The sequence below is a fragment of the Streptomyces sp. NPDC046805 genome, assembly GCF_040645355.1.
Lineage (GTDB): Bacteria > Actinomycetota > Actinomycetes > Streptomycetales > Streptomycetaceae > Streptomyces.
Genome location: NZ_JBEYYC010000025.1, coordinates 114612 through 136430, shown reverse-complemented (window position 1 = coordinate 136430; position 21819 = coordinate 114612). Strand labels below are relative to the sequence as shown.

At 69.4% G+C, this 21819-nt stretch carries 19 protein-coding genes and 1 pseudogene; 9 read left to right on the top strand and 11 right to left on the bottom strand.

Annotated features, from left to right (window positions below; translation table 11 throughout):
• Positions 1-65 precede the first annotated feature (65 nt).
• The gene (locus ABZ910_RS25480; RefSeq protein WP_094218401.1) at positions 66-740 is read right to left on the bottom strand and encodes a Crp/Fnr family transcriptional regulator; all 675 of its coding nucleotides are present in this window, start codon (positions 738-740) and stop codon (positions 66-68) included.
• Between the two features lie 274 nt (positions 741-1014).
• Here ABZ910_RS25480 and nth point away from each other — a divergent pair, with 274 nt between their 5' ends.
• The 3 genes from nth to ABZ910_RS25465 all read left to right on the top strand — a co-directional run bounded on the left by nth (position 1015) and on the right by ABZ910_RS25465 (position 4001).
• Complete coding sequence (gene nth, locus ABZ910_RS25475; protein ID WP_361369146.1) at positions 1015-1992, top strand: endonuclease III; 978 nt, start codon at positions 1015-1017, stop codon at positions 1990-1992.
• A 100-nt stretch (positions 1993-2092) separates the two neighbouring features.
• Positions 2093-2788, top strand: coding sequence for a CoA pyrophosphatase (locus tag ABZ910_RS25470; protein ID WP_361369145.1), 696 nt, complete (start codon positions 2093-2095; stop codon positions 2786-2788).
• A gap of 13 nt (positions 2789-2801) precedes the next feature.
• Positions 2802-4001: a MarP family serine protease gene (locus ABZ910_RS25465; RefSeq protein WP_361369143.1), complete on the top strand. Its 1200-nt coding sequence runs from the start codon at positions 2802-2804 to the stop codon at positions 3999-4001.
• A gap of 54 nt (positions 4002-4055) precedes the next feature.
• Here ABZ910_RS25465 and ABZ910_RS25460 read toward each other — a convergent pair whose 3' ends face one another.
• The 6 genes from ABZ910_RS25460 to ABZ910_RS25435 all read right to left on the bottom strand — a co-directional run bounded on the left by ABZ910_RS25460 (position 4056) and on the right by ABZ910_RS25435 (position 12269).
• Positions 4056-4235, bottom strand: a complete 180-nt coding sequence (locus tag ABZ910_RS25460) for a hypothetical protein (protein WP_361369142.1) — start codon at positions 4233-4235, stop codon at positions 4056-4058.
• 126 nt (positions 4236-4361) lie between these two features.
• Complete coding sequence (locus tag ABZ910_RS25455; protein ID WP_361369140.1) at positions 4362-5297, bottom strand: alpha/beta hydrolase; 936 nt, start codon at positions 5295-5297, stop codon at positions 4362-4364.
• Complete coding sequence (locus ABZ910_RS25450) at positions 5294-5782, bottom strand: phage holin family protein (RefSeq protein WP_361369138.1); 489 nt, start codon at positions 5780-5782, stop codon at positions 5294-5296. The genes ABZ910_RS25455 and ABZ910_RS25450 overlap by 4 nt, the downstream gene beginning before the upstream one ends.
• Before the next feature lie 78 nt (positions 5783-5860).
• Positions 5861-7303 carry a Na+/H+ antiporter NhaA gene (gene nhaA, locus ABZ910_RS25445; protein ID WP_361369136.1) on the bottom strand — a complete coding sequence of 481 codons (1443 nt, stop codon included), beginning with the start codon at positions 7301-7303 and terminating at the stop codon, positions 5861-5863.
• A 202-nt stretch (positions 7304-7505) separates the two neighbouring features.
• Positions 7506-9461, bottom strand: a complete 1956-nt coding sequence (acs, locus tag ABZ910_RS25440; protein WP_361369134.1) for an acetate--CoA ligase — start codon at positions 9459-9461, stop codon at positions 7506-7508.
• A gap of 249 nt (positions 9462-9710) precedes the next feature.
• Entirely contained in the window at positions 9711-12269 is a 2559-nt protein-coding gene (locus tag ABZ910_RS25435) for a SulP family inorganic anion transporter (protein WP_361369132.1), read from the bottom strand.
• 356 nt (positions 12270-12625) lie between these two features.
• On the opposite strand from ABZ910_RS25435, the gene ABZ910_RS25430 reads away from it, so the two are divergent.
• Positions 12626-13891, top strand: coding sequence for a hypothetical protein (locus ABZ910_RS25430; RefSeq protein WP_361369130.1), 1266 nt, complete (start codon positions 12626-12628; stop codon positions 13889-13891).
• 3 nt (positions 13892-13894) lie between these two features.
• Here the strand turns inward: ABZ910_RS25430 and ABZ910_RS25425 are convergent, their stop codons facing one another.
• The gene (locus ABZ910_RS25425) at positions 13895-14875 is read right to left on the bottom strand and encodes an ATP-binding protein (RefSeq protein ID WP_361369128.1); all 981 of its coding nucleotides are present in this window, start codon (positions 14873-14875) and stop codon (positions 13895-13897) included.
• Positions 14876-14972: 97 nt separating this feature from the next.
• On the opposite strand from ABZ910_RS25425, the gene ABZ910_RS25420 reads away from it, so the two are divergent.
• On the top strand, positions 14973-15797 hold the full coding sequence (locus ABZ910_RS25420) for an oxidoreductase (RefSeq protein WP_361369126.1): 825 nt from the start codon (positions 14973-14975) through the stop codon (positions 15795-15797).
• A gap of 387 nt (positions 15798-16184) precedes the next feature.
• Here ABZ910_RS25420 and ABZ910_RS25415 read toward each other — a convergent pair whose 3' ends face one another.
• Positions 16185-17018 (bottom strand): HAD family hydrolase, encoded by an 834-nt coding sequence (locus tag ABZ910_RS25415; RefSeq protein ID WP_361369125.1) that lies wholly within the window; start codon positions 17016-17018, stop codon positions 16185-16187.
• Positions 17019-17610: 592 nt separating this feature from the next.
• Here ABZ910_RS25415 and ssd point away from each other — a divergent pair.
• On the top strand, positions 17611-18714 hold the full coding sequence (gene ssd, locus ABZ910_RS25410) for a septum site-determining protein Ssd (RefSeq protein WP_361369123.1): 1104 nt from the start codon (positions 17611-17613) through the stop codon (positions 18712-18714).
• Positions 18711-19589, top strand: a pseudogene (locus ABZ910_RS25405) (TadA family conjugal transfer-associated ATPase); the annotation flags it as partial. The gene ssd and the pseudogene ABZ910_RS25405, both read left to right, overlap by 4 nt.
• A 105-nt stretch (positions 19590-19694) precedes the next feature.
• On the opposite strand, the gene ABZ910_RS25400 reads toward ABZ910_RS25405, so the two are convergent.
• On the bottom strand, positions 19695-19937 hold the full coding sequence (locus tag ABZ910_RS25400; RefSeq protein WP_361369122.1) for a winged helix-turn-helix domain-containing protein: 243 nt from the start codon (positions 19935-19937) through the stop codon (positions 19695-19697).
• Between the two features lie 143 nt (positions 19938-20080).
• Between ABZ910_RS25400 and ABZ910_RS25395 the strand changes: the two genes are divergently transcribed.
• Positions 20081-20458 (top strand): hypothetical protein, encoded by a 378-nt coding sequence (locus ABZ910_RS25395; protein WP_361369120.1) that lies wholly within the window; start codon positions 20081-20083, stop codon positions 20456-20458.
• 235 nt (positions 20459-20693) lie between these two features.
• On the opposite strand, the gene ABZ910_RS25390 is transcribed toward ABZ910_RS25395, so the two are convergent.
• Positions 20694-21305: a hypothetical protein gene (locus tag ABZ910_RS25390; RefSeq protein ID WP_361369118.1), complete on the bottom strand. Its 612-nt coding sequence runs from the start codon at positions 21303-21305 to the stop codon at positions 20694-20696.
• A 264-nt stretch (positions 21306-21569) separates the two neighbouring features.
• On the opposite strand from ABZ910_RS25390, the gene ABZ910_RS25385 reads away from it, so the two are divergent.
• The gene (locus ABZ910_RS25385) at positions 21570-21800 is read left to right on the top strand and encodes a hypothetical protein (protein WP_361369116.1); all 231 of its coding nucleotides are present in this window, start codon (positions 21570-21572) and stop codon (positions 21798-21800) included.
• Positions 21801-21819: the final 19 nt, after the last annotated feature.

The following is a 21819-nucleotide window of genomic DNA, read 5'->3' as shown; positions in this document are numbered from 1 at the left end:
GCCCCGGGGGGTGGGGCGGGGTGTCCACCTCCCCCCGCCCCACCGCCGTACGGCCAAGACCAGCGTCAGCGCGAACGCTTGGCCAGTCGTTCCACATCCAGCAGGATGACCGCCCGAGCCTCCAGGCGGAGCCAGCCGCGCTGGGCGAAGTCGGCGAGGGCCTTGTTCACGGTCTCGCGGGACGCGCCGACCAGCTGGGCCAGCTCCTCCTGCGTGAGGTCGTGGACGACGTGGATGCCCTCCTCGGACTGCACGCCGAAGCGGCGGGAGAGGTCCAGCAGGGCGCGGGCCACACGGCCGGGCACGTCGGAGAAGACCAGGTCGGACATGGCGTCGTTGGTCTTGCGCAGGCGGCGTGCGACGGCGCGCAGCAGGGCGCCGGCCACCTCGGGACGCACGTTCAGCCAGGGCTGGAGGTCGCCGTGGCCGAGACCGAGCAGCTTGACCTCGGTCAGCGCGGTCGCGGTCGCCGTGCGCGGGCCGGGGTCGAAGAGCGACAGCTCACCGATGAGCTCGCTGGGGCCGACGACGGCGAGCATGTTCTCGCGGCCGTCGGGGGAAGTGCGGTGGAGCTTGACCTTGCCCTCGGTGACCACGTAGAGCCGGTCGCCCGGGTCGCCCTCGTGGAAGAGGGAGTCGCCACGGGCCAGGGTCACCTCACTCATGGAGGCGCGCAGCTCCGCGGCCTGCTCGTCGTCGAGAGCCGCGAAGAGCGGGTTGCGCCGCAGAACGTCGTCCACGAGTTCTCTCCTTGTAGACCTGCTCAGGGGATCTTGCTCCCCCACGTACCAGGGAACCGTGTTCCCCATTTTGCCTGACAGTCCAAACAGTGTGATCTGTCACAAGGATGCCGCACGCATGTCCCCAGGTAAGCGGCAGGGGTCCAATTGGGCGTCGATCTTCGGCGTCCGGGGCGGATGTCGGTGTCGGGCTTTAGGCTGGCCGGGTGTCCAAATCGCCGGTAGAGCATAGGCCAAGGGGGCTGGGCGGGTGGTTGTAGATCGCGATTCCGCCGTGGGCGAACAGAGCCCCGGCGAAGCGAAGAAACCGGCAAAAGCCGTGAGGAAGCGGGCCGCTGCCGAGGCCGCCGAGGTCACGGGAGGTGCGGCGGCCGCCCCGAAGAAGGGCGCCAGGACCGCGAAGACCGCGAAGACCACCAAGACCGCCAAGGGTGCCGAGGCGGCGAAGAAGGCTGCCCCGAAGCCTCCCCGGGACGAGTCGCGCACCGCCCTCGTCCGCCGGGCCCGCCGCATCAACCGCGAGCTCGCCGAGGTGTATCCGTACGCCCACCCCGAGCTGGACTTCGAGAACCCCTTCCAACTCCTGGTCGCCACGGTCCTGTCGGCCCAGACGACCGACCTCAGGGTCAACCAGACGACCCCCGCGCTCTTCGCCAAGTACCCCACCCCCGAGGACCTGGCCGCGGCCAACCCGGAGGAGGTCGAGGAGATCCTGCGCCCGTGCGGTTTCTTCCGGGCCAAGACCAGGTCGGTCATAGGGCTGTCCAAGGCCCTCGTCGAGGAGTTCGGCGGCGAGGTGCCCGGCAGGCTGGAGGACCTGGTCAAGCTGCCCGGCGTCGGCCGCAAGACGGCCTTCGTCGTCCTCGGTAACGCCTTCGGGCGCCCAGGGATCACCGTGGACACGCACTTCCAGCGGCTGGTGCGGCGCTGGAAGTGGACCGACGAGACCGACCCCGACAAGATCGAGGCGGCCGTCGGCTCACTCTTCCCCAAGAGCGACTGGACGGACCTCTCGCATCACGTGATCTGGCACGGCCGCCGCATCTGCCACGCCCGCAAGCCCGCCTGCGGCGCCTGCCCCATCGCCCCGCTCTGCCCGGCGTACGGCGAGGGGGAGACGGACCCGGAGAAGGCCAGGAAGCTGCTCAAGTACGAGAAGGGCGGCTTCCCCGGCCAGCGGCTCAAGCCTCCGCAGGCCTACCTCGACGCGGGCGGGAAGCCGGCACCGCCGCTGGGGTCGGGGTCGGCGTGACGGGCCCGTCAAGGCGGGTTGACCCGCCGGAACGATCGCGTCCCCGCGAAGCGTTGGACACGTCAGGCCGCGCGTCGTGCACGGCAGAACGGGGGTGGGTATGACGCACACGAGCAACACCCAGGACGGCCCGGTGACGCTCAGCAAGGAAGGGCTGCCGGACTGGCTCGACCCGGTGGTGCACGCCGTGGAGACGGTCGAGCCGCGCCAGCTCAGCCGCTTCCTGCCGCCCGAGAGCGGGGCGGGCCGGCAATCCGCCGTACTGATCCTGTTCGGCGAGGGCGAGCGCGGCCCCGAGCTGCTGCTCATGGAGCGGGCCGGATCGCTGCGCTCCCACGCCGGCCAGCCGTCCTTCCCCGGGGGCGCCCTCGACCCCGAGGACGGCGACCCGCAGGCCGACGGGCCGCTGCGGGCCGCGCTGCGCGAGGCCGAGGAGGAGACCGGGCTCGATCCGTCCGGCGTCCAGCTCTTCGGCGTGCTGCCGAGGCTCTACATCCCGGTCAGCGAGTTCGTCGTCACCCCCGTCCTCGGCTGGTGGCGCAAGCCGAGCCCGGTCGGGGTCGTCGACCCGAACGAGACCGCCCGCGTCTTCACGGTCCCCGTGGCGGATCTCACGGACCCGGCCAACCGGGCCACCACCGTGCACCCCAGCGGCCACCGAGGCCCGGCATTTCTGGTCGAATCAGCCCTGGTCTGGGGCTTCACGGCGGGAATCATCGACCGTCTGATGCACTACGCGGGCTGGGAGCGTCCCTGGGACCGTGACAAGCAGGTCCCACTCGACTGGCGGTCGTGACAGGGTGTCGTCCGTGAATGTGCTGGACATCCTGCTGCTTGCGCTCGCTGTGTGGTTCGCGATCGTCGGTTATCGCCAGGGATTCGTCGTCGGCATCCTGTCGGTGATCGGTTTCCTCGGCGGCGGTCTCGTCGCCGTCTACGCGTTGCCCGTCATCTGGGACTGGCTCACCGACAACGCGGAGGTCAGCACGACCGCTGCCGTCGTCGCCGTGGTCGTCGTCATCGTCTGCGCCTCCATCGGCCAGGCCCTGACCACCCACCTCGGCAACAAGCTGCGCCGGTACATCACCTGGTCCCCGGCCCGCGCCCTGGACGCGACCGGCGGCGCGCTCGTCAACGTCGTGGCGATGCTCCTGGTCGCGTGGCTGATCGGCTCGGCCCTGGCCGGTACGACGCTGCCGACGCTCGGCAAGGAGGTCCGCAACTCCAAGGTCCTCCTCGGCGTCTCCGAGACCCTGCCCGCGCAGGCCGACACCTGGTTCGCCGACTTCTCCTCGGTCCTCGCGCAGAACGGCTTCCCGCAGGTCTTCAGCCCGTTCGCCAACGAGCCGATCACCGACGTCCGGCCGCCCGACCCGGCCCTCGCGGGCAGCGCCGTCGCCGGCCGCGCCCAGAAGTCCGTCGTCAAGGTCATGGGCACCGCGCAGAGCTGCGGAAAGGTCCTGGAGGGCAGCGGCTTCGTCTTCTCCGACCGCCGCGTCATCACCAACGCGCACGTCGTCGGCGGCGTCGACGAGCCCACCGTCCAGATAGGCGGCGAGGGCCGGAAGTACGACGCCAAGGTCGTCCTCTACGACTGGCGGCGCGACATCGCCGTACTCGACGTGCCGGACCTGAAGGCGCGCCCCCTGCGGTTCTCGGCGGTGGACGCGGCGAGCGGTGACGGCGCGATCGTCGCGGGCTTCCCGGAGAACGGGTCGTACGACGTCCGCTCCGCGCGCGTGCGCGGCCGCATCACGGCCAACGGCCCGGACATCTACCACCGCGGCACGGTCCGCCGCGACGTCTACTCGCTGTACGCGACCGTCCGCCAGGGCAACTCCGGCGGCCCGCTGCTCACGCCCGACGGCAAGGTGTACGGCGTGGTCTTCGCGAAGTCCCTGGACGACGCCGACACCGGCTACGCGCTCACGGCGGACGAGATCCAGCAGGACATCGCCAAGGGACGTACCGCCGACGAGCAGGTGGGCACTGACAGCTGCGCCATGTAGGACGCAAGCCTGGCAGGACGCGTGAAAGGCCCTGTGGAACGATCCGCGGGGCCCTCAGCCGCGGGGATGACGGATGCGTACCGTCACCCAGCGGGCCCGGCGGCGCAGGATGAGCGAGATTCCCACCCTCAGGTTGCTGCCCGGCATCTGAGGGGCGCCTCGCTGGTGGGAGCTCAGGCCTGTGGCCGAGCGGCGGTTGCGGGGTGCGTCACTGTAGTCGTGCGTCCAGCCCATACCCCGACGTCTGCCCCTGCCCCAAGGTCGATAACCGCTCCTGGGCCCCTCAATTGGCCTATGCGCCAGGCATGTGGCCGTTCGTAGGACAGGCGTTCCGATCCGGGTGCCGGGCGCTTCGGCCGGTCACCGATCCGGCTCGGGGTCCTTCAGCCAGTTGATCAGCTCGGCGGAGAAGGCGACCGGATCCTCCTCGTGCGGGAAGTGCCCCAGACCGTCGAACAGCCGCCAGCGGTACGGCGCCTCGACGTACTCGCCCGAGCCGGCCGCGCTGCGCGTGCGCATCACCGGGTCCAGGGAGCCGTGCAGATGCAGTGTCGGCACCCGGACGGGCCGCTTCATACGGCGGTTGAACTGGAAACCGTCCGGGCGGCCCAGCGAGCGCACCAGCCAGCGGTAGGGCTCGATCGAGCAGTGCGCGGTCGACGGGATGCACATGGCCCGCTGGTACACCTCCACCGCCTCGTCGTCCGGCAGCCGCGGCCCGGACCAGTCCCGGATCAGCCGGCCCACGAGCTCACCGCCGTCCGCGGTGAGCTGCCGCTCCGGGATCCAGGGGCGCTGGAAGCCCCAGATGTGGGAGCTCGCGGCCGTCTGCCGGGCGTCCCGCAGCATCGCCGCGCGCCAGCGCCTGGGGTGCGGCATCGAGGCGACCGCGAGCCGCCGTACGAGCTTCGGGCGCATCGCCGCCGCCGTCCATGCCAGATAGCCGCCCAGGTCGTGGCCGACCAGCGCGGCGTCCGGCTCACCGAGCGAGCGGATGACGCCGGTGACGTCGAGCGCGAGGTTGGCCGGGTCGTACCCCCGCGGGGTCCGGTCGCTGCCGCCCACGCCCCGCAGGTCCATCGCCACGGCACGGAAGCCCGCGTCGGCGAGCGCCACCAACTGGTGCCGCCACGTCCACCAGAACTGCGGGAAGCCGTGCAGCAGCATGACCAGCGGGCCGTCGCCCAGCTCGGCGATGTGGAAGCGGGCACCGTTGGCGGCGACGTCCCGGTGAGTTACCTCGAACCCTCCGGGGACGACGAGCCGTTCGACCGAAGGGGTGGCGGGATCCGTCATGACGACGAGCGTGCCACAGCCTTGGAGCTTCCGGGGACACGAGCCTGCGGGGCGCCCGTGCGCGGGTGCGGCTTGGCCTTCTGCAGGACGTTCGCGCTCTCCTTCATCGAGGCGGCGACCTTCTTCGGGCTCTCGCTCTTCTTGGCCTTCTTCGCGAAGACGAGGCCGATCAGCGCGAGGACGAGGGCGATCAGCACGTTGGCGGCGAAGGAGAGCAGGAAACAGAGCGCGAGGTTCCAGTGGCTCCAGGTCCGGATGCCGTACGCGAGCGCGAAGTTGAGCATCGGCAGGGAGAACACCAGGATCACGAGCGCCGCGACGAACGCGCCGCCGCTCGTCGCCCCGCGCTTGACGTCCTGCTTGAGCTGGACCTTGGCCAGCGCGATCTCGTCGTGCACCAGCGCCGACATCTCGGTCGTTGCCGAGGCGAACAGCTCTCCGATGCTGCGTTCGGCGCCGACCGGGCTGCCATGGGGTGCGCTCATCGCGTTCTCCCTCTTCCTCTGTGTGCCTTGCGTCTGTGTGCCGTGGTGCAGGGTCTGGTTTTGTACCGTCTCGTCAGATCATGCCGGACGGTCGTCCTCCTCGCCTGCCCTGCCCGGCACTTCGGCAAGCCCGCGGCAGCCTTCGGCGGCCTTGTCGGCGGCGATCCGCCGGTGCTCGGCGGCCTTGCGCTCATGGATCTGAGCCATACGCAGGTGGTACGCCGGGTCGTCCTGCTCGTAGATGTCCGGGATGCCGTCGAGGTCCTCGTCCCGCTCCTCCTCCGCGCACAGCCTGCGGTACTTGGCGTCCCGCAGTTTCAGCAGGACCGTGGCGCAGGCGGCGGCGATGAGCGAGCCGGTGAGGACGGCGGCCTTGACCTCGTCCGTCAGCGTCGCGTCGCCCTCGAAGGCGAGTTCGCCGATGAGCAGCGAGACGGTGAATCCGACGCCGGCGAGGACGGCGAGCGCGAAGACGTCCGCCCAGCCCAGGTCGTCACTGAGCGAGGCCCGGGTGAAGCGTGCGGTCAGCCAGGTGCCGCCGAAGACGCCGACCGTCTTGCCGACGACCAGCCCGAGCACCACCCCCAGGGTCTCCGGCCTGGTGAACACGTCCCCGAGCGCCCCGCCCGACACCGTCACACCGGCGCTGAACAGCGCGAACAGCGGTACGGCGAGACCGGCCGACAGGGGGCGCACCAGGTGCTCGACGCGCTCGCCCGGCGCCTGCTCTTCACCCTCGCGGGTGGTGCAGCGCAGCATCAGGCCCATGGCCACGCCCGCGATGGTCGCGTGCACGCCGCTGTTGTACATCAGCGCCCAGATGACGAGGGCGAGCGGGATGTAGACATACCAGCCGCGTACGCCCGTGCGCAGCAGCACCCAGAAGACGACGAGCCCGAGGACGGCGCCGCCGAGCGCGGCGAAGTCGATGCGGTCCGTGAAGAAGACGGCGATGATCAGGATCGCGCACAGGTCGTCGACGACGGCCAGCGTCAGCAGGAAGGCGCGCAGGGCGCTCGGCAGCGACGTACCGATGACCGCGAGCACCGCCAGCGCGAAGGCGATGTCGGTGGCGGTCGGCACCGCCCAGCCCTGCGCCGAGCCGCCTCCGGTGAGGGCGGTGAGGGTGCACACGAGCGCCGGTACGGCCATGCCGCACAGCGCCGCGACGACGGGCAGGACGGCCGCCTTCGGGTCCCGCAGGTCACCGGCGACGAGTTCCCGCTTGAGCTCGATCCCGGCGACGAAGAAGAAGATCGCCAGCAGTCCGTCGGCGGCCCAGTGCGCGACGGAGAGTTGCAGGCCGAGGGCCTCGGGGCCGAACCGGAAGTGGCTGACGGCGGCGTAGCTGTCGTGCAGTGCGGGGATGTTCGCCCATGCCAGCGCCGCGAGCGCGGCGATCAGCAGCAGCACACCGCCCACGGTCTCGGTCCGCAGCGCGTCCGCCACGAAGGTCCGCTCCGGCAGGGACAGCCGTCCGAAGGTGGACTTGCGGGTGGGGGTGGTGCGGGGGGCGGCCACGGGGGAGACCTCCGGTGGGTGGGCAGGGCGGACACATGCCGACCAGACTTCCCGGCTCACCTTGAGGATCTTGTCGCGTCGTCGACGCATGGCCCATTTTAAAGGGACTCGCGGGTGACGCGGATGTGCGGGTGAAACGGATCACGGGTGAGGGGGTGTCGCCGTTCGACGTTCAACGGCGATCACCCCCTCACCGCCGCCCTCAGTCCTCGCTCGGCGCCGCGGGCAGCTTCGCCTGGATGAGGTCCATGACCGCGGAGTCGGTCAGGGTGGTCACGTCTCCCAGCTGCCGGTTCTCGGCGACGTCACGCAGCAGCCGGCGCATGATCTTGCCGGAGCGGGTCTTCGGCAGCTCCGCCACCGGCAGGATCCGCTTGGGCTTGGCGATGGGCCCGAGCGTGGCACCGACGTGGTCGCGCAGCTCGCCGACGAGGCTCTCGTCCTCGGCCGCCGAGCCCCGCAGGATCACGAAGGCGACGATCGCCTGCCCGGTCGTCTCGTCCACCGCGCCCACGACGGCCGCCTCCGCCACCGACGGATGCGACACGAGCGCCGACTCGACCTCGGTCGTCGAGATGTTGTGCCCGGACACGAGCATCACGTCGTCCACGCGGCCGAGGAGCCAGACGTCCCCGTCGTCGTCCTTCTTCGCCCCGTCACCTGCGAAGTACTTGCCCTCGAACCGCGACCAGTACGTGTCGAGGAACCGCTGGTCGTCGCCCCAGATGGTGCGCAGCATCGACGGCCACGGCTCGGTCAGGACCAGATAGCCACCGCCGCCGTTCGGCACCTCGTTCGCCTCGTCGTCGACGACGGTCGCGGAGATGCCGGGCAGCGGACGCTGGGCGGAGCCGGGCTTGGTCTCGGTCACGCCGGGCAGCGGCGAGATCATCATCGCGCCGGTCTCGGTCTGCCACCAGGTGTCCACGATCGGGGTCTTGTCGGCGCCGATGTGCTTGCGGTACCAGATCCACGCCTCGGGGTTGATGGGCTCACCCACGGACCCCAGCACGCGCAGGCTGCTGAGGTCGAACTTCGCGGGGATGTCGTCGCCCCACTTCATGAACGTGCGGATGGCGGTCGGCGCCGTGTACAGGATCGTCACCCCGTACTTCTGCACGATCTCCCAGAAGCGGCCCTGGTGCGGGGTGTCCGGCGTGCCCTCGTACATGACCTGGGTGGCGCCGTTGGAGAGCGGCCCGTAGACGATGTACGAGTGCCCGGTGACCCAGCCGACGTCCGCCGTGCACCAGAACACGTCCGTCTCCGGCTTGAGGTCGAAGACGGCGTGGTGGGTGTACGACGTCTGCGTGAGGTAGCCGCCGGAGGTGTGCAGGATGCCCTTCGGCTTCCCCGTCGTACCGGACGTGTAGAGGATGAACAGCGGGTGCTCCGCCTCGAACGCCTCCGGGGTGTGGTCCGCCGACTGCCGCTCGACGATCTCGTGCCACCACACGTCGCGCTCGTCGTTCCAGTCGACGTCCTGTCCGGTGCGCCGTACGACGAGGACGTGCTCCACGTTGTCCACACGGTCGATCGCGTCGTCCACGGCCGGCTTGAGCGCGGACGGCTTGCCGCGCCGGTAGCCGCCGTCGGACGTGATGACGACCTTGGCGTCCGCGTCCTGGATGCGGGTCGCGAGCGCGTCCGCCGAGAAGCCGCCGAAGACCACCGAGTGCGGGGCGCCGATACGGGCGCAGGCGAGCATCGCGATCGCCGTCTCGGGGATCATCGGCATGTAGATCGCGACCCGGTCGCCCGCCCGAACTCCCAGCTCCTGCAGGGCGTTCGCGGCCTTGGAGACCTCGTCCTTCAGCTCGGCGTAGGTGATCGCGCGGCTGTCGCCGGGCTCGCCCTCGAAGTGGATGGCCACGCGGTCGCCGTGCCCGGCCTCGACATGCCGGTCGACGCAGTTGTACGCGACGTTGAGGCTGCCGTCCTTGAACCACTTCGCGAACGGCGGGTTCGACCAGTCCAGCGTCTCGGTCGGTTCCTCGGCCCAGGCCAGCCGCCGGGCCTGCTCGGCCCAGAAGCCGAGCCTGTCAGCCTTGGCCTGTTCATACGCCTCCGCCGTGACGTTGGCGTGCGCGGCCAGCTCGGCGGGCGGCGCGAACCTGCGCTCTTCCTTGAGCAGGTTGGCCAGGCTTTCGTTGCTCACGACATCTCCCTTTCGAAGGGTGTCCGTTGTGTCCCGAGCCACAGCTCATCAGACCAGGGGGGCTGATGACAAGGGTCGGCCTAAAAATTGGTTTAGACCTACGTGTTGCCTGGTCATGGCGATGACCTTCGACGGTGGCCGCATGGGTGGACCGAGGTGGTGGGCTTCGGTGGTGGCCTTGGGTGTGCGGTCGCTGCTCATCCGACGGCACACCGAGGACGCGCCGAGGGCGCACCGGCCCCTGCCGGCTCACGCCGGTCCGGGCAGTTCCTCCGCACCCGCCACACGCTCGAACACCGCGTCCGTGTCCGCATCCGCGCCCCCATCCGCCCCGCCGAGCAGATACGCCTGCGCCTCGCCCACGTGGAAGTACATCCCGTGCAGCTTCAGCGTGCCCTCCGCCAGCGCCCGCGCGACCGAGTCATGGGCGCGCAGGTGCTCCAACTGCTGGACGACGTTGGTCAGGCAGAGCTGCTCCGCCATATCGGCGGTCGGCCGCCCGCTCAGCCGTGCCCCGGGCCGGCTGCCGTCGGCCATCCGCGCCAGGCTCGGCAGCCCGTGCCGCAGCCACCGCCGCAGCGGCGTCCGCCCGTCCCCGGGCATGGAGTTGAGCAGCGCCTGCATGGCTCCGCACCCGGAGTGGCCGCACACCGTGATGGACCGCACCTTCAGCACGTCCACCGCGTACTCGATCGCGGCTCCGACCGAGTCGTCGTCGCCCTTCTCGCCCGGCAGCGGTACGAGGTTGCCGACATTGCGGACGACGAACAGGTCGCCGGGACCACTGGACGTGATCATCGACGTGACGAGCCGCGAGTCCGCGCACGTGAGGAAGAGCTGCGACGGCCGCTGCCCCTCTCGAGCCAACCGCGCCAGCTCGCCGCGCACCAGCGGAGCGGTGTTCCGCTGGAACGCGCTGATGCCGTGCGCGAGTTCATGTCCGCTGGAGTCGTAGGTGTAGCCGGAGTTCGTGTCGGAGGTGCTGTCGGGGGCTGCGTTCGTGTGGGCTTCGGCTTGGACCCCGACCTCGGCCGGTGCTTCCGGGGGCCCCGCCCCCGCCCCCACCCCCTCCCCACCCTCGGCTCCGGTCACCCCAAAGCCCAGGTCCCCGCCCCCATCCCGCCCCCCACGACCCCAACCGCCGGCCGGCCCATCGCACTGGTGGTTGCGCCACGGAGTCCACGGTCGGCACCGGCATGTCGCCGTGGCCGTCTTCGGGGTGGACCGGACCCCGATACGGCAACCGATCAGCTCGGCGGTGCCGCCCTGTGCGGTGTGTGCGTTCCGCCAGTCCTGCAGTGACTCGTACGCCGCGTGGTCCATGAACGAACCGTCCAACTCCACGACGGCGTGGGCGCCGTGGGGTACGAGATGCAGGGCTCTGCTGAGCCGGGGCACCGCGAGGAACGTCAGCTGTCCTCGTACATGTACGTGATGGACTCCTCCCTTCTCCTTGTGCGTGACGCGGGCGTGGGCCAGGCGGTTGAGGGCCACGGCGACGGCCATGGCGACCCCGAGCGCCACGCCCTCCAGGACGCCCAGGAGCGCCACGCCGAGTGTGGTGACGACGTACACCAGCACTTCTCTGTGGCGGGTCACCGTGCGGATGTGGTGCAGGGACACCATCTGGATGCCGACGGCCATCACCAGGGCGGCGAGTGAGGCGAGCGGGATGAGGTCCAGGATCGGAGCCATCAGCAGCGCGGCGACTACTACGAAAACGCCGTGCAGCATCGTGGAGTTCCGGCTCACGGCACCGGATTGCACATTCGCCGAACTCCGCACGGCCACCCCCGCGACGGGCAGCCCGCCGAGCGCTCCCGTGACGATGTTGGCGGCGCCCTGACCGAGCAGTTCCCGGTCGAGGTCGGAGGGGTGGACCCGGACTCGCTGTCCGGGGCGGCGGGCGATCAGCTTGTCCACGGCGACCGTGCCGAGCAGTGACTGCACGCTGCACACCAGTGTGGTGGTGAGCACGGCGGCGGCGATGCCGAGCGCCGGACCCTCGGGCATCCCGGCCAGGGCGTGGCTGCTCCAGGAGGGCAGGTCGACCTTGGGCAGTGTCAGGCCGGCGAGCGAGGCGACCGCGGTGGCCCCGGCGACGGCGACGAGCGGAGCCGGGATCCTGCGGCACATACGGCCCGGGCGCCCCGGCAGCCGCGGCCAGGTCAGCAGCACGGACAACGTCAGCACGCTCACCGACACCGCCGCGGGGTGGAGACGGGCCAACTGGGCGGGCAGGGCAAGGACGTTGTCGATCACGGAACTCTGTGGAGTGCCGCCCAGGACGATGTGCAGCTGGGCGACGGCGATGGTGAGGCCGATACCGGCGAGCATGCCGTGTACGACGGCGGGGCTGACGGCCAGGGCGGTGCGGGCCACGCGCAGGCATCCCAGACCGAGTTGGGCGAGCCCGGCGAGCACGGTGATGCCGCACGTCGTACGCCATCCGTAGCGGTGGATCAGGTCGGCGGTGACGACGGTGAGTCCGGCGGCGGGGCCGCTGACCTGGAGCGGGCAGCCCCCGAGTCGTCCCGCGACGAGCCCGCCGACGGCGGCGGCCACCAGGCCGGCCTGGAGCGGGGCGCCGGTGGCGAGGGCGATGCCGAGGGACAGCGGAAGGGCGATCAGGAAGACCGCGATCGACGCGGACACATCGGCGCCCGCGACGCGGAAGCGGCGGGGCGGGGGCGGTGCCGGGCTGTGCGGTCGGTCGGGGTGCTTCGTCCGCTTCGGGGTGGGGGTGTGGATTCCGGCTGCTCGGGCGAGGCCGAGGCTTCGGTAACGGGCAGGTACGCAGGCTGACATGAGTTCCCGTCTCCTCCGGGGTGGCGCGGTCGCGAAATCGGTGGTCGCCGGTCGCCTCGTCGGCGACGGGGGCGGGTCGCGGCCATGGGTCACGGCGTGCAGTGGCGGGATGGATCAACGCTTGGTAACGCTAAGTAAATGAATCGTAATGCAGAGTAAAGGTCCTGCATGGATTTTCTGCGCAAACGGTGCATCAGTTCACCCACTGGCGTGAAGCAGACAGTTCATCGGCTTGTCGTATTAATTCCCCTCTCGGCCCCGTGCGACCTTGGCGGCGCTGTCGGTAGAACCCGGCAGATCGCCAGAAAACGCCCTGTTCGGCGTTTGCCTGAGAGAAGGAAGAAGGTGAGCGGAACATGGCCGCCACCCAGAGGATCGCCGCGGGTGCCATGGCCACCGCGGCCTGCGCCGCGTCGCTGGCCGGTTGTGCGACTGGCTCGAGCGGGTCCAAGGAAGGAGCACCCGGACCGGAGAAGGGAGTTGCAGCGCCCAAGAGTGTGGTCCGTCTGATCGGTGACGGCTCGACCTCGTACACCGGGGCTCAGCCGCACCTGCCCCGGCCCGAGCGGCTCAAGCCCGGCCAAAAGCCCCCGCAGTTCGTGGTGTTCTCGTGGGACGGCTCGGGCGAGGACAGCCAGAAGCTGTTCTCGCACTTTCGCAAGGTCGCCAAGGCCAACCACGCGAACATGACGTTCTTCCTCAGCGGCGTGTACATGCTGCCGGAGGACAAGCGTGATCTGTACCGCCCCCCGCAGCACTCGCCGGGCCGCTCCGAGATCGGCTTCAACGACGATCAGGGCATCACCGACACCGTCAAACAGCTGCGGCTCGCCTGGCTGGAGGGCAATGAGATCGGCACCCACTTCAACGGCCACTTCTGCGGCGCGGACGGGGGCGTGGGCCAGTGGTCGGTGGACGACTGGAAGAGCGAGATCGCCCAGGCCAAGCAGTTCGTGAAGACCTGGAAGACCAACACCGGCCTGTCCAAGGCCGCTTCCCTGCCCTTCGACTACGACAAGGAGCTGATCGGCGCCCGCACGCCCTGCCTGGAGGGACAGAAGAACTTCATGAAGGCGGCGAGCCAGTTGGGCTTCCGCTACGACACCAGCGGTGTCAACGATCAGGTCTGGCCCAAGAAGAAGGAGAAACTGTGGGACCTGTCGATGCAGCTGGTCCCCTTCCCCGGCCACACCTATGAGCAGTTGACCATGGACTACAACTTCATGGTCAACCAGTCGGGCGCCGCGACCCAGGGTGACCCCGACAAGTTCGGCTACTGGGGCGACCAGATGCGGGACGGTCTGCTCCAGGGCTTCCACCGGGCGTACGACGGCAACCGTGCGCCCCTGGTCATCGGCAACCACTTCGAGTCCTGGAACGGCGGCACGTACATGCACGCCCTCGACGAGGTCATCGAGAACGTGTGCAACAAGCCCGAGGTGCGCTGCGTCTCCTTCCGGCAACTGGCCGACTGGCTGGACGCCCAGGACCCGCGGACCCTGGCGAAGCTGCGCACCCTGAAGGTGGGCGAGGCCCCGAAGCAGGGGTGGGCGTCCTTCCTGTCGCGCCGTCCGGCGCCCGCGCCCAAGGGGGTGCCCGGGGCGCCGGCGGTCAGGCCGTAGCCGTCAGGCGGGGGCGGCGACGCCCTCGCCGAGCACATAGCCGGGGTCGATCTGCGCGGCCAGGTCGGCTCCGGTGCGCTCGTTGCCCCACGCCTCGGCGTTCTTCAGATGGAAGTGCACCATCTGCCGCGTGTAGCGCTCCCGGTCCCGCAGCTCGTATGTCGCGTCGGCCGCGGTTTGAAGGGCGTCCAGGGCACGGCGGTTGGCGTCCTCCAGGAGCGCGAACCGGGGCGGCCGGCCCTTCTCCATGGCGCGCACCCAGTCCGACTGCCCGACCGTCACGAGCAGGTCGTCACCGACCTCCGCGCGGAGGAAGTCGATGTCGTCCTGCCCCTGCACCTTGTTGCCGACGACCTTCAGGGTGACGCCGAAGTCGCGGGCGTACTCCTTGTACTGGCGATAGACGGAGACCCCCTTCCGGGTCGGCTCGGCGACGAGGAACGTGATGTCGAAGCGGGTGAACATGCCGGAGGCGAACGAGTCCGAGCCCGCCGTCATGTCGACCACGACGTACTCGTCCCGGTCGTCCACCAGGTGGTTCAGGAACAGCTCCACCGCTCCCGTCTTGGAGTGGTAGCAGGCGACTCCGAGGTCGGCGTCGGAGAAGGGCCCGGTGACCATCAAACGGACGGCTCCGCCGTCGAGTTCCACCGGTCGGGCACACGCGTCGTACACCGGGTTGGGCTCGCGCACGCGCACCAGCCGCGAACCCGCGCCGGGCGGCGTCGTCTTGATCATCGTCGCGGCGGAGGCGATGCGCGGGTTGGAGCCGCGCAGGTAGTCCTTGATCAGGGGCAGTCGCTCGCCCATCGCGGGCAGCGCGGCCGCCTGCGCCTCGTCGAGGCCGAGTGCGGGGCCGAGATGCTGGTTGATGTCTGCGTCGATGGCGACGACCGGCGCGCCGCCTGCCGCGAGCCGGCGGATGAAGAGGGAGGAGAGCGTGGTCTTGCCGCTGCCGCCCTTCCCGACGAAAGCAATTTTCATGTTCACGAAGAGTAGTCGCATGGTGGCGGTACGTGTCACCGGGAAGTGAAGAAGACCACTCCTTCGTGGGGTGGGGGCAGTCGGTAGGGTCGTACTCATGAGTACGACAGGTGCGACCGCCGATCCGCTCGCGGCCCTGGGCTCGCTTCCCGGCGTGGCGGATTCCGTGGAGTCCGTGCGCAAGGCCGTGGACCGGGTCTACGGGCACCGGATCATGCGGCGTCGCAGCAACGAGATCACCTCCGAGGCCGCGCTGCGCGGCGCCCGGGGTTCCGCGGCGCTGTCCGGTGCCGACTGGGCCCTGGAGGAGGTGCGGCGGCGCACCGACTTCAGCGTCGACGACGAGGCGCGCGTCATGGGGGCGGCCCTGCGGCTGACCGCCGAGGCGGGCCAACTGCTGTCCATCTGGCGGCAGTCACCGCTCCGGGTGCTGGCCCGGCTGCACCTGGTGGCCGCCGCGAGCGACGCGGACGAGGTCGGCCGGCCCCGGCGGGGCGACGAGCCCGTGGACGAGCCGCTGATCGGCCTGCCGCTGCCGGACGCGGACGAGGTGTCCGGCCGACTGGAGGGCCTCTCGCAGCTGATCATCGCGGGAAGTTCCGCGCCCGCCCTGGTGACCGCGGCCGTCGTGCACGGCGAACTGCTCGCGCTGCGCCCCTTCGCCTCCCACAACGGCCTGATCGCGCGCGCGGCCGAGCGGATCGTGCTGATCGGCAGCGGTCTGGACCCGAAGTCGGTCTGCCCGGCGGAGGTGGGCCATGCCGAACTGGGCCGCGCTGCCTACCTGGCAGCCTTCGACGGCTATGTCTCCGGCACCGCGGAGGGCATGGCGGCCTGGATCGCCCACTGCGGCAGGGCGGTCGAACTGGGAGCGCGTGAATCGACGGCGGTGTGCGAGGCGCTGCAGCGCGGCGCGGCTTAGCAACAAAAAGGCCCCCTATAGGGGCCGGACAGGGTTGCGGCGGTACGAGAGTTCGTACCGCCGCTGGCATGGTCACCGAGTTACCAAGCGTCCTCGATATGTCACCCATCAGGTCGGGTACTTTGCCCGTCACCTGGTGGGCTGGCCCGTAATCGACGGGTCGACGTCGCGTGGGTTCCCGATTTTCATGCTCGGTCCGTGGGGCCAAATGCGTTGATAAAGGTGATCCTCTCGGATGTCCTTTGGTCTCGCGGGCCGCTGATTCCTTTGTACTGCAAGCTCAGAGCAAGCGGTAGTCCTGGCTGCTGTTCTTTACTTTTAGGTTCAAACAGGGGCTAAACGGACGCCGGTTGTCAAGCGGTACGACAGAGGCGGCGGAAAGCGCGGTCAGAGCACCGGGCTTCGGCGCCTGTTGGCGTACCAGACGAGTCCCGCCGTGGCCGCCGCGGCACCTATCGCCGCCGCGGCGACGAGAACCGGACGCGGCGGCGCCGAGAACGTGGGCAGCCGCTGCTTGAGTCGTACCGGGCGGTGAAAGTCCAGAATCGGCCACCCACGCGCGACTGCCTCGCGGCGCAGGGTGCGGTCCGGGTTCACGGCGTGCGGATACCCGACGGCCTGGAGCATCGGCAGGTCGGTCGCCGAGTCGCTGTAGGCGTAGCAGCGGTCGAGGTCGTACCCCTCGGTCTCGGCCAGCTCCATGATCGCCTCGGCCTTCGTCGGTCCGTACGCGTAGTACTCCACCTCCCCGGTGAAGCAGCCGTCGTCGCCCACGACCATGCGGGTGGCCACCACCCGGTCGGCACCGAGCAGCTCGCCGATCGGCTCGACGACCTCGGCGCCCGACGTGGACACGATCACGACGTCGCGGCCGGCCGTATGGTGCTCCTCGACGAGGGAGGCGGCCTCGTCGTAAATGATCGGGTCGATCAGCTCGTGCAGCGTCTCGGCGACGATTTCCTTCACCTGCTGGACGTTCCAGCCGCGGCACAGGGTGGACAGGTACTCGCGCGTCCGCTCCATCTGGTCGTGGTCCATACCTCCGACCAGGAAGACGAACTGGGCATACGCGGTGCGCAGCGCGGCCCTGCGGTTGATCAGCCCGCCTTGGTAGAAGGACTTGCTGAACGTGAGCGTGCTCGACTTCGCAATGACCGTCTTGTCCAGGTCAAAGAAGGCCGCTGTGCGGGGCAAGGAGTGGTTTTCCACGCCCCTGAGCATAGGCGCCCACCATTCGGCGTAAGGTGGGGCGCGTGGGTTTGCCTGAGAGGGCTCTCGGGTACACCATGGAAGTCACGGATCGTTCGCGACCGTGCTAACCCGGTCCGACTCCTCCCCCCCCGAGTCGGCCGTGGGGACGACCCCCGCTCTCCCCCCCGGCGGGGGTCGTCGCATGTCCGGACGGGTTTTTCTCTCTTCTTCGGTTCTTCCTGCGGCCGCGCGGCCGCGACAGGGCGGCTGCGGCCGCCCCTTCGGCATGCCCATGATCCGTCACTGTGAGTAGCTGCCGGGCTGCTCTGCGGAAGTCGCACAAGAGCCAGTACAGGGGTCACCGGTATGGGTGACGGCGATATTCACAACCGCTGAGTTGTCCACAGTTTTTGAGCAAGATCCACATGATTTCCCGGGCTGCTGCACCGTGATTCCAACGCGCTCCCACCGCGGCGAGTTCATGGCCGGTTCTGTTTGTCGGCGCGCGTATGGCCGGTTCCTATCGACCTCCATATGGAGGTCGGTTGCCGGTCCTTCACACCTTTGGGAATCGCGGGGCCGCAGAGGGCCGCGCGGGAGATGCAGCGAAGAGGGAGCCCACATGACCGGAACCGTCACCCACGATCCACCGCCCACCGCCGGAGGACAACCGGAGCGGCCGCTGATCGTCACCGAGGACGCCGAACTCCTCGACGACCTGCTGCGCCTGTGCGCGGCGGCCGGCGCCACACCCGAGGTCCACCACGGGATGCCGGAGCGCAGAGGCCGCTGGGAGACCGCGCCGCTCGTCCTGGTCGGCGACGACGCGGCACGGCGCGTGCGCGGGGCCGTGCGCAGGCCAGGGGTGGTGCTGGTCTGCCGCGACCAGGACGACTCCGGGGTCTGGAAGCGGGCCGTGCAGATCGGCGCCGACCACGTCCTGCTGCTGCCCGACGGCGAGCAGTGGCTGGTCGACCGCATCGCCGACGTCGCCGAGGGCGTCGGCCGCCCGGCGCTCACCGTCGGCGTCATCGGCGGCCGCGGCGGAGCCGGCGCCTCCACGCTGGCGTGCGCGCTCGCCGTGACCTCCGCGCGCGAGGGACTGCGCACCCTGCTCGTGGACGCGGATCCGCTCGGCGGCGGACTCGACGTCCTCCTCGGCGGGGAGACGGCCGACGGTCTGCGCTGGCCCGCCTTCGCCGCATCGCGCGGCCGGGTCGGCGGGGGCGCCCTGGAGGAGTCGCTGCCCCGGCTCCACTCCCTGAGAGTGCTCAGCTGGGACCGCGGCGACTGCGTCGCCGTCCCGCCCCCGGCCGTACGGGCGGTGCTGGCCGCCGCCCGGCGGGGTGGCGGCACGGTGGTCGTCGACCTGCCGCGCCGCCTGGACGACACGGTCGCCGAGGCCCTCGCCCAGCTCGACCTCGCGCTCCTCGTCGTCCCCGCCGAACTGCGTGCCGTCGCGGCGGCCGGACGCGTGGCGTCCGTCGTCGGCATGGTCCTGCGCGACCTGAGGGTGGCGGTGCGCGGACCGTACGCCCCCGGTCTGGACGATCGCGAGGTGGCGAGGCTGCTGGGCCTGCCCCTGGCCGGAGAGGTGCCCGTCGAGTCGGGACTGCTGCGCCCGCACGAGAGCGGGAAACCGCCCGGCTCGGCCGGCCGGGGGCCGCTGGCCCGCTTCTGCCGGGGGTTCTGGGAGCGGACGCTGGTGGAGGCGGGTGCCGTATGAGGACGCTTCCCGGGATCGAACCGGCGGACGGGCCGCGGCTGCTCGACGGGGTGCGCCGGCGGCTGGCCGAGAGCGGCGCCGAACCGACACCCGCGCGCGTGGCACAAGCGTTGCGCGAACAGGGGCGCGTGCTCGGCGACGCCGAAGTCCTCGGCGCGGCCGAGCGGTTGCGCTCCGAACTGGTCGGCAGCGGACCGCTGGAGCCACTGCTCGCCGACCCGTCGGTCACCGACGTCCTGGTGACGGCCCCCGACCGGGTGTGGGTGGACCGCGGTGGCGGACTGGAGCTGACCGGGGTGACCTTCCCCGACGCGGCGGCCGTACGACGCCTCGCGCAGCGCCTGGCCGCCGTGGCCGGACGGCGCCTCGACGACGCGCGCCCCTGGGCCGACGCCCGGCTGCCCGACGGGACCCGGCTGCACGCCGTGCTGCCCCCGGTGGCCGTCGGCTGCACCTGCCTGTCGCTGCGGGTCGTACGGCCGCGGGCGTTCACGCTCGCGGAACTGGTGACGGCGGGCACCGTGCCGCCCGGTGGGGACCGCATCCTGCGCGCGCTGCTCGACGCACGGCTGTCCTTCCTCATCAGCGGCGGCACGGGGTGCGGCAAGACGACGCTGCTGAGCGCGCTGCTCGGGCTGGTCGGACCGGGCGAGCGGATTGTGCTCGCGGAGGACTCGGCGGAGCTGCGCCCCGATCACCCGCACGTCGTACGGCTGGAGACCAGACCGGCCAACCAGGAGGGTGCGGGCCTGGTCACCCTGGAGGACCTCGTGCGCCAGGCGCTGCGGATGCGGCCCGACCGGCTGGTCGTGGGAGAGGTGCGCGGCCCCGAGGTCGTGCATCTGCTGGCCGCGCTCAACACCGGCCACGAAGGCGAGTGCCTGGCCTAAGCGTACATGAACGGGTTGGCTCAGCGAAGAGGCACCGATACACGCAACTGCGCAGGTCAGAGCCCTAGTTGGAGCATCCCCTCGCCGTCCTCAGTGCCCGTGTGGCAGCGGGTCAGCAACGAACGTTCCCAGCCCCACCTCGCCGCGCGTCCAACCCTGCTCCCGTACGTGGCGCATGGCTTTGGCTGCCGTGGCATTCACGACGCCGAACTCTTGAGCGATCTCCAGCGTCGACGGCACACGGCTACCGGGCGGATAGGTGCCGTTCTGAATCCGCTGGGTGATCTCCGCTGCAATCTGGCGCCACAGCGGGCGAGTGCGGTCTAGCTCCATAGGCTCAGCGTGGGGTACTGCGGATTTCTGCGCATCCGTGGATAACCGCAGATAACTACGGCTAACGTGGACCCGGACACAAAAGCGCCCCGGCGGGAAGGTGCAAGCTTCCGCCGGGGCTTACCGACTGGATTGGAGTCGGCATGGCTGAGCCTATCGACGGACAGCGCGGAGCCAACCCCGTGGAGACGCACGAGCGCTTGCGGCGCCTGCCGTGGACGAGCCCGGACGGGAAGGCGGAGTACGTGACGCCGGGCGATGGCGTGATCAATCAGATTGCCGACAGTACCGAGGTGCACATCATCAGCATGGCGCGCGACGATGCCGCCGACGCGCTGGCCATGGTGGAGCGCCCCGAAGTCTGTCGCGCTGAACTAGCCCTCATCTTGCGCAAGTTGGCGAGCGCAGTGAACGACGTTGCCCACGTGGCGGAGCTGCGCGGCGAACGGCTCACTGAGCCTGCGCCTGACTCGGCAGCAAGGGCGCTGGCGGCAGCGTTGCGCGCATCCATTCGGCGGTGAGCGCGTGGCTGCCGACAAGTCGCTTATGACGCTCCGGGTATCGCGCGACGGAGGGCGTACCTGGGGCCGCTTGAAGACGTTCCACACCAGCGATTCCCTGCCGCCGCTGAGTACGTCGACGTGGCCGCCGTGCGAGTGTTTCCGCTGCGCTCCGACGAAGCGGCATTGAACCACCTTAGGAACACGGAGAAGCCCCGCATTGACGCCTATCAAGGGAATCAGTACGGGGCTTCTTCTATGACCTCACAGAGGAATTCGGAGATTCCGATTGCCTCCTTCTATGTGAAGTTTGCGGTTTGGTTCCGTCATCGTCAAGGGCGGCGCTAGCAATCAGCGCAAACTCATCAACAGCGTTGCCGAGTAGGCGCACGGTGTCCAGTAGTTCCCCCATGAAACCCTCATACCGGTACTGTGCTGCCTCATGGCGTTGCTCGTCGTCCTCATCTACGCGCAGAAAAACAAACTCTTCATGCGCAGTAATCTCTATTTGTCGCACAATATCTAGGGCAATATTCCGGACGTGGGAGGCGCCAGCAATCACGGAAGCAGGCCCCAAAAGGCTGAGGTCGACCCAACGTGCATTGATTTCCCTTCTCAAAGATTCCCGCTCGCTGCGAGGTGGATGATCATAGTGCGGAAGTGACCTAAAGCGCTCTTTGAGATCAGTCGTCACTTCAATAAAGGCCCTGTATGCCTGGCGGCGGGGTTGGTGCTTTTCCTTCAGATGCTCAGCCCTTGTAGAAATCCGCACCCCTTCTCGTTGTGCCCAACCTGACACAATGGCAGCACCGATTGTCGTCAGTGAACCCAAAAGCGTTCCGACCAGTGCCGCTATGACCGCAACCATGAGCCGATTGTGAGGCGTCTGCGTCCGAACGTCCAGACCCCATCAAGCAGACAGCGAGAGCAGTGGAGAGATCACGCGTGATCCTCAGCCGGAAGTCGCAGCGTTGCTGGGCGTAGGATCTTGGCGCCCGCACAACCAGTCGCAAACGCGTCCTTCGAGAAAACCGAAGGTCAACACACCTAGGGGCCTCAGCCGGCGAAAGATGCCCAATTCCACTCGCCAACGCAGAAGAGTCTTCTGCCAGTCATCGGGTAATATACCGGCATGTCAAAATGTGTCGAGTGTGGAACAGCATTCGAAATCGAGGACGCGCGAAACGAGTACAACTCCGAGTTCAACGGAGACCCCGATTTTGATGAATACTATGGCGAAGGGGACTTCTGCGGGAGTTGCGCCGCATCGGCAACCAGTTCGGCCATGAATCATGGCAACGCAATCCAAATGATGAACGGCGATGTGGACTATGATGATGACTTCGTGGAGAAGTATTTGTAAGTGATCTACAAACGACGGT

Coding starts and splice junctions, on each gene's coding strand:
- ABZ910_RS25470 (WP_361369145.1), top strand. CDS start 2,093: ATGACGCACACGAGCAACACCCAGGACGGCCCGGTGACGCTCAGCAAG.
- ABZ910_RS25460 (WP_361369142.1), bottom strand. CDS start 4,235: ATGGGCTGGACGCACGACTACAGTGACGCACCCCGCAACCGCCGCTCG.
- ABZ910_RS25455 (WP_361369140.1), bottom strand. CDS start 5,297: ATGACGGATCCCGCCACCCCTTCGGTCGAACGGCTCGTCGTCCCCGGA.
- ABZ910_RS25450 (WP_361369138.1), bottom strand. CDS start 5,782: ATGAGCGCACCCCATGGCAGCCCGGTCGGCGCCGAACGCAGCATCGGA.
- ABZ910_RS25435 (WP_361369132.1), bottom strand. CDS start 12,269: ATGTCAGCCTGCGTACCTGCCCGTTACCGAAGCCTCGGCCTCGCCCGA.
- ABZ910_RS25430 (WP_361369130.1), top strand. CDS start 12,626: ATGGCCGCCACCCAGAGGATCGCCGCGGGTGCCATGGCCACCGCGGCC.
- ABZ910_RS25425 (WP_361369128.1), bottom strand. CDS start 14,875: ATGAAAATTGCTTTCGTCGGGAAGGGCGGCAGCGGCAAGACCACGCTC.
- ABZ910_RS25420 (WP_361369126.1), top strand. CDS start 14,973: ATGAGTACGACAGGTGCGACCGCCGATCCGCTCGCGGCCCTGGGCTCG.
- ABZ910_RS25415 (WP_361369125.1), bottom strand. CDS start 17,018: ATGCTCAGGGGCGTGGAAAACCACTCCTTGCCCCGCACAGCGGCCTTC.
- ssd (WP_361369123.1), top strand. CDS start 17,611: ATGACCGGAACCGTCACCCACGATCCACCGCCCACCGCCGGAGGACAA.
- ABZ910_RS25400 (WP_361369122.1), bottom strand. CDS start 19,937: ATGGAGCTAGACCGCACTCGCCCGCTGTGGCGCCAGATTGCAGCGGAG.
- ABZ910_RS25395 (WP_361369120.1), top strand. CDS start 20,081: ATGGCTGAGCCTATCGACGGACAGCGCGGAGCCAACCCCGTGGAGACG.
- ABZ910_RS25390 (WP_361369118.1), bottom strand. CDS start 21,305: ATGGTTGCGGTCATAGCGGCACTGGTCGGAACGCTTTTGGGTTCACTG.
- ABZ910_RS25385 (WP_361369116.1), top strand. CDS start 21,570: ATGTCAAAATGTGTCGAGTGTGGAACAGCATTCGAAATCGAGGACGCG.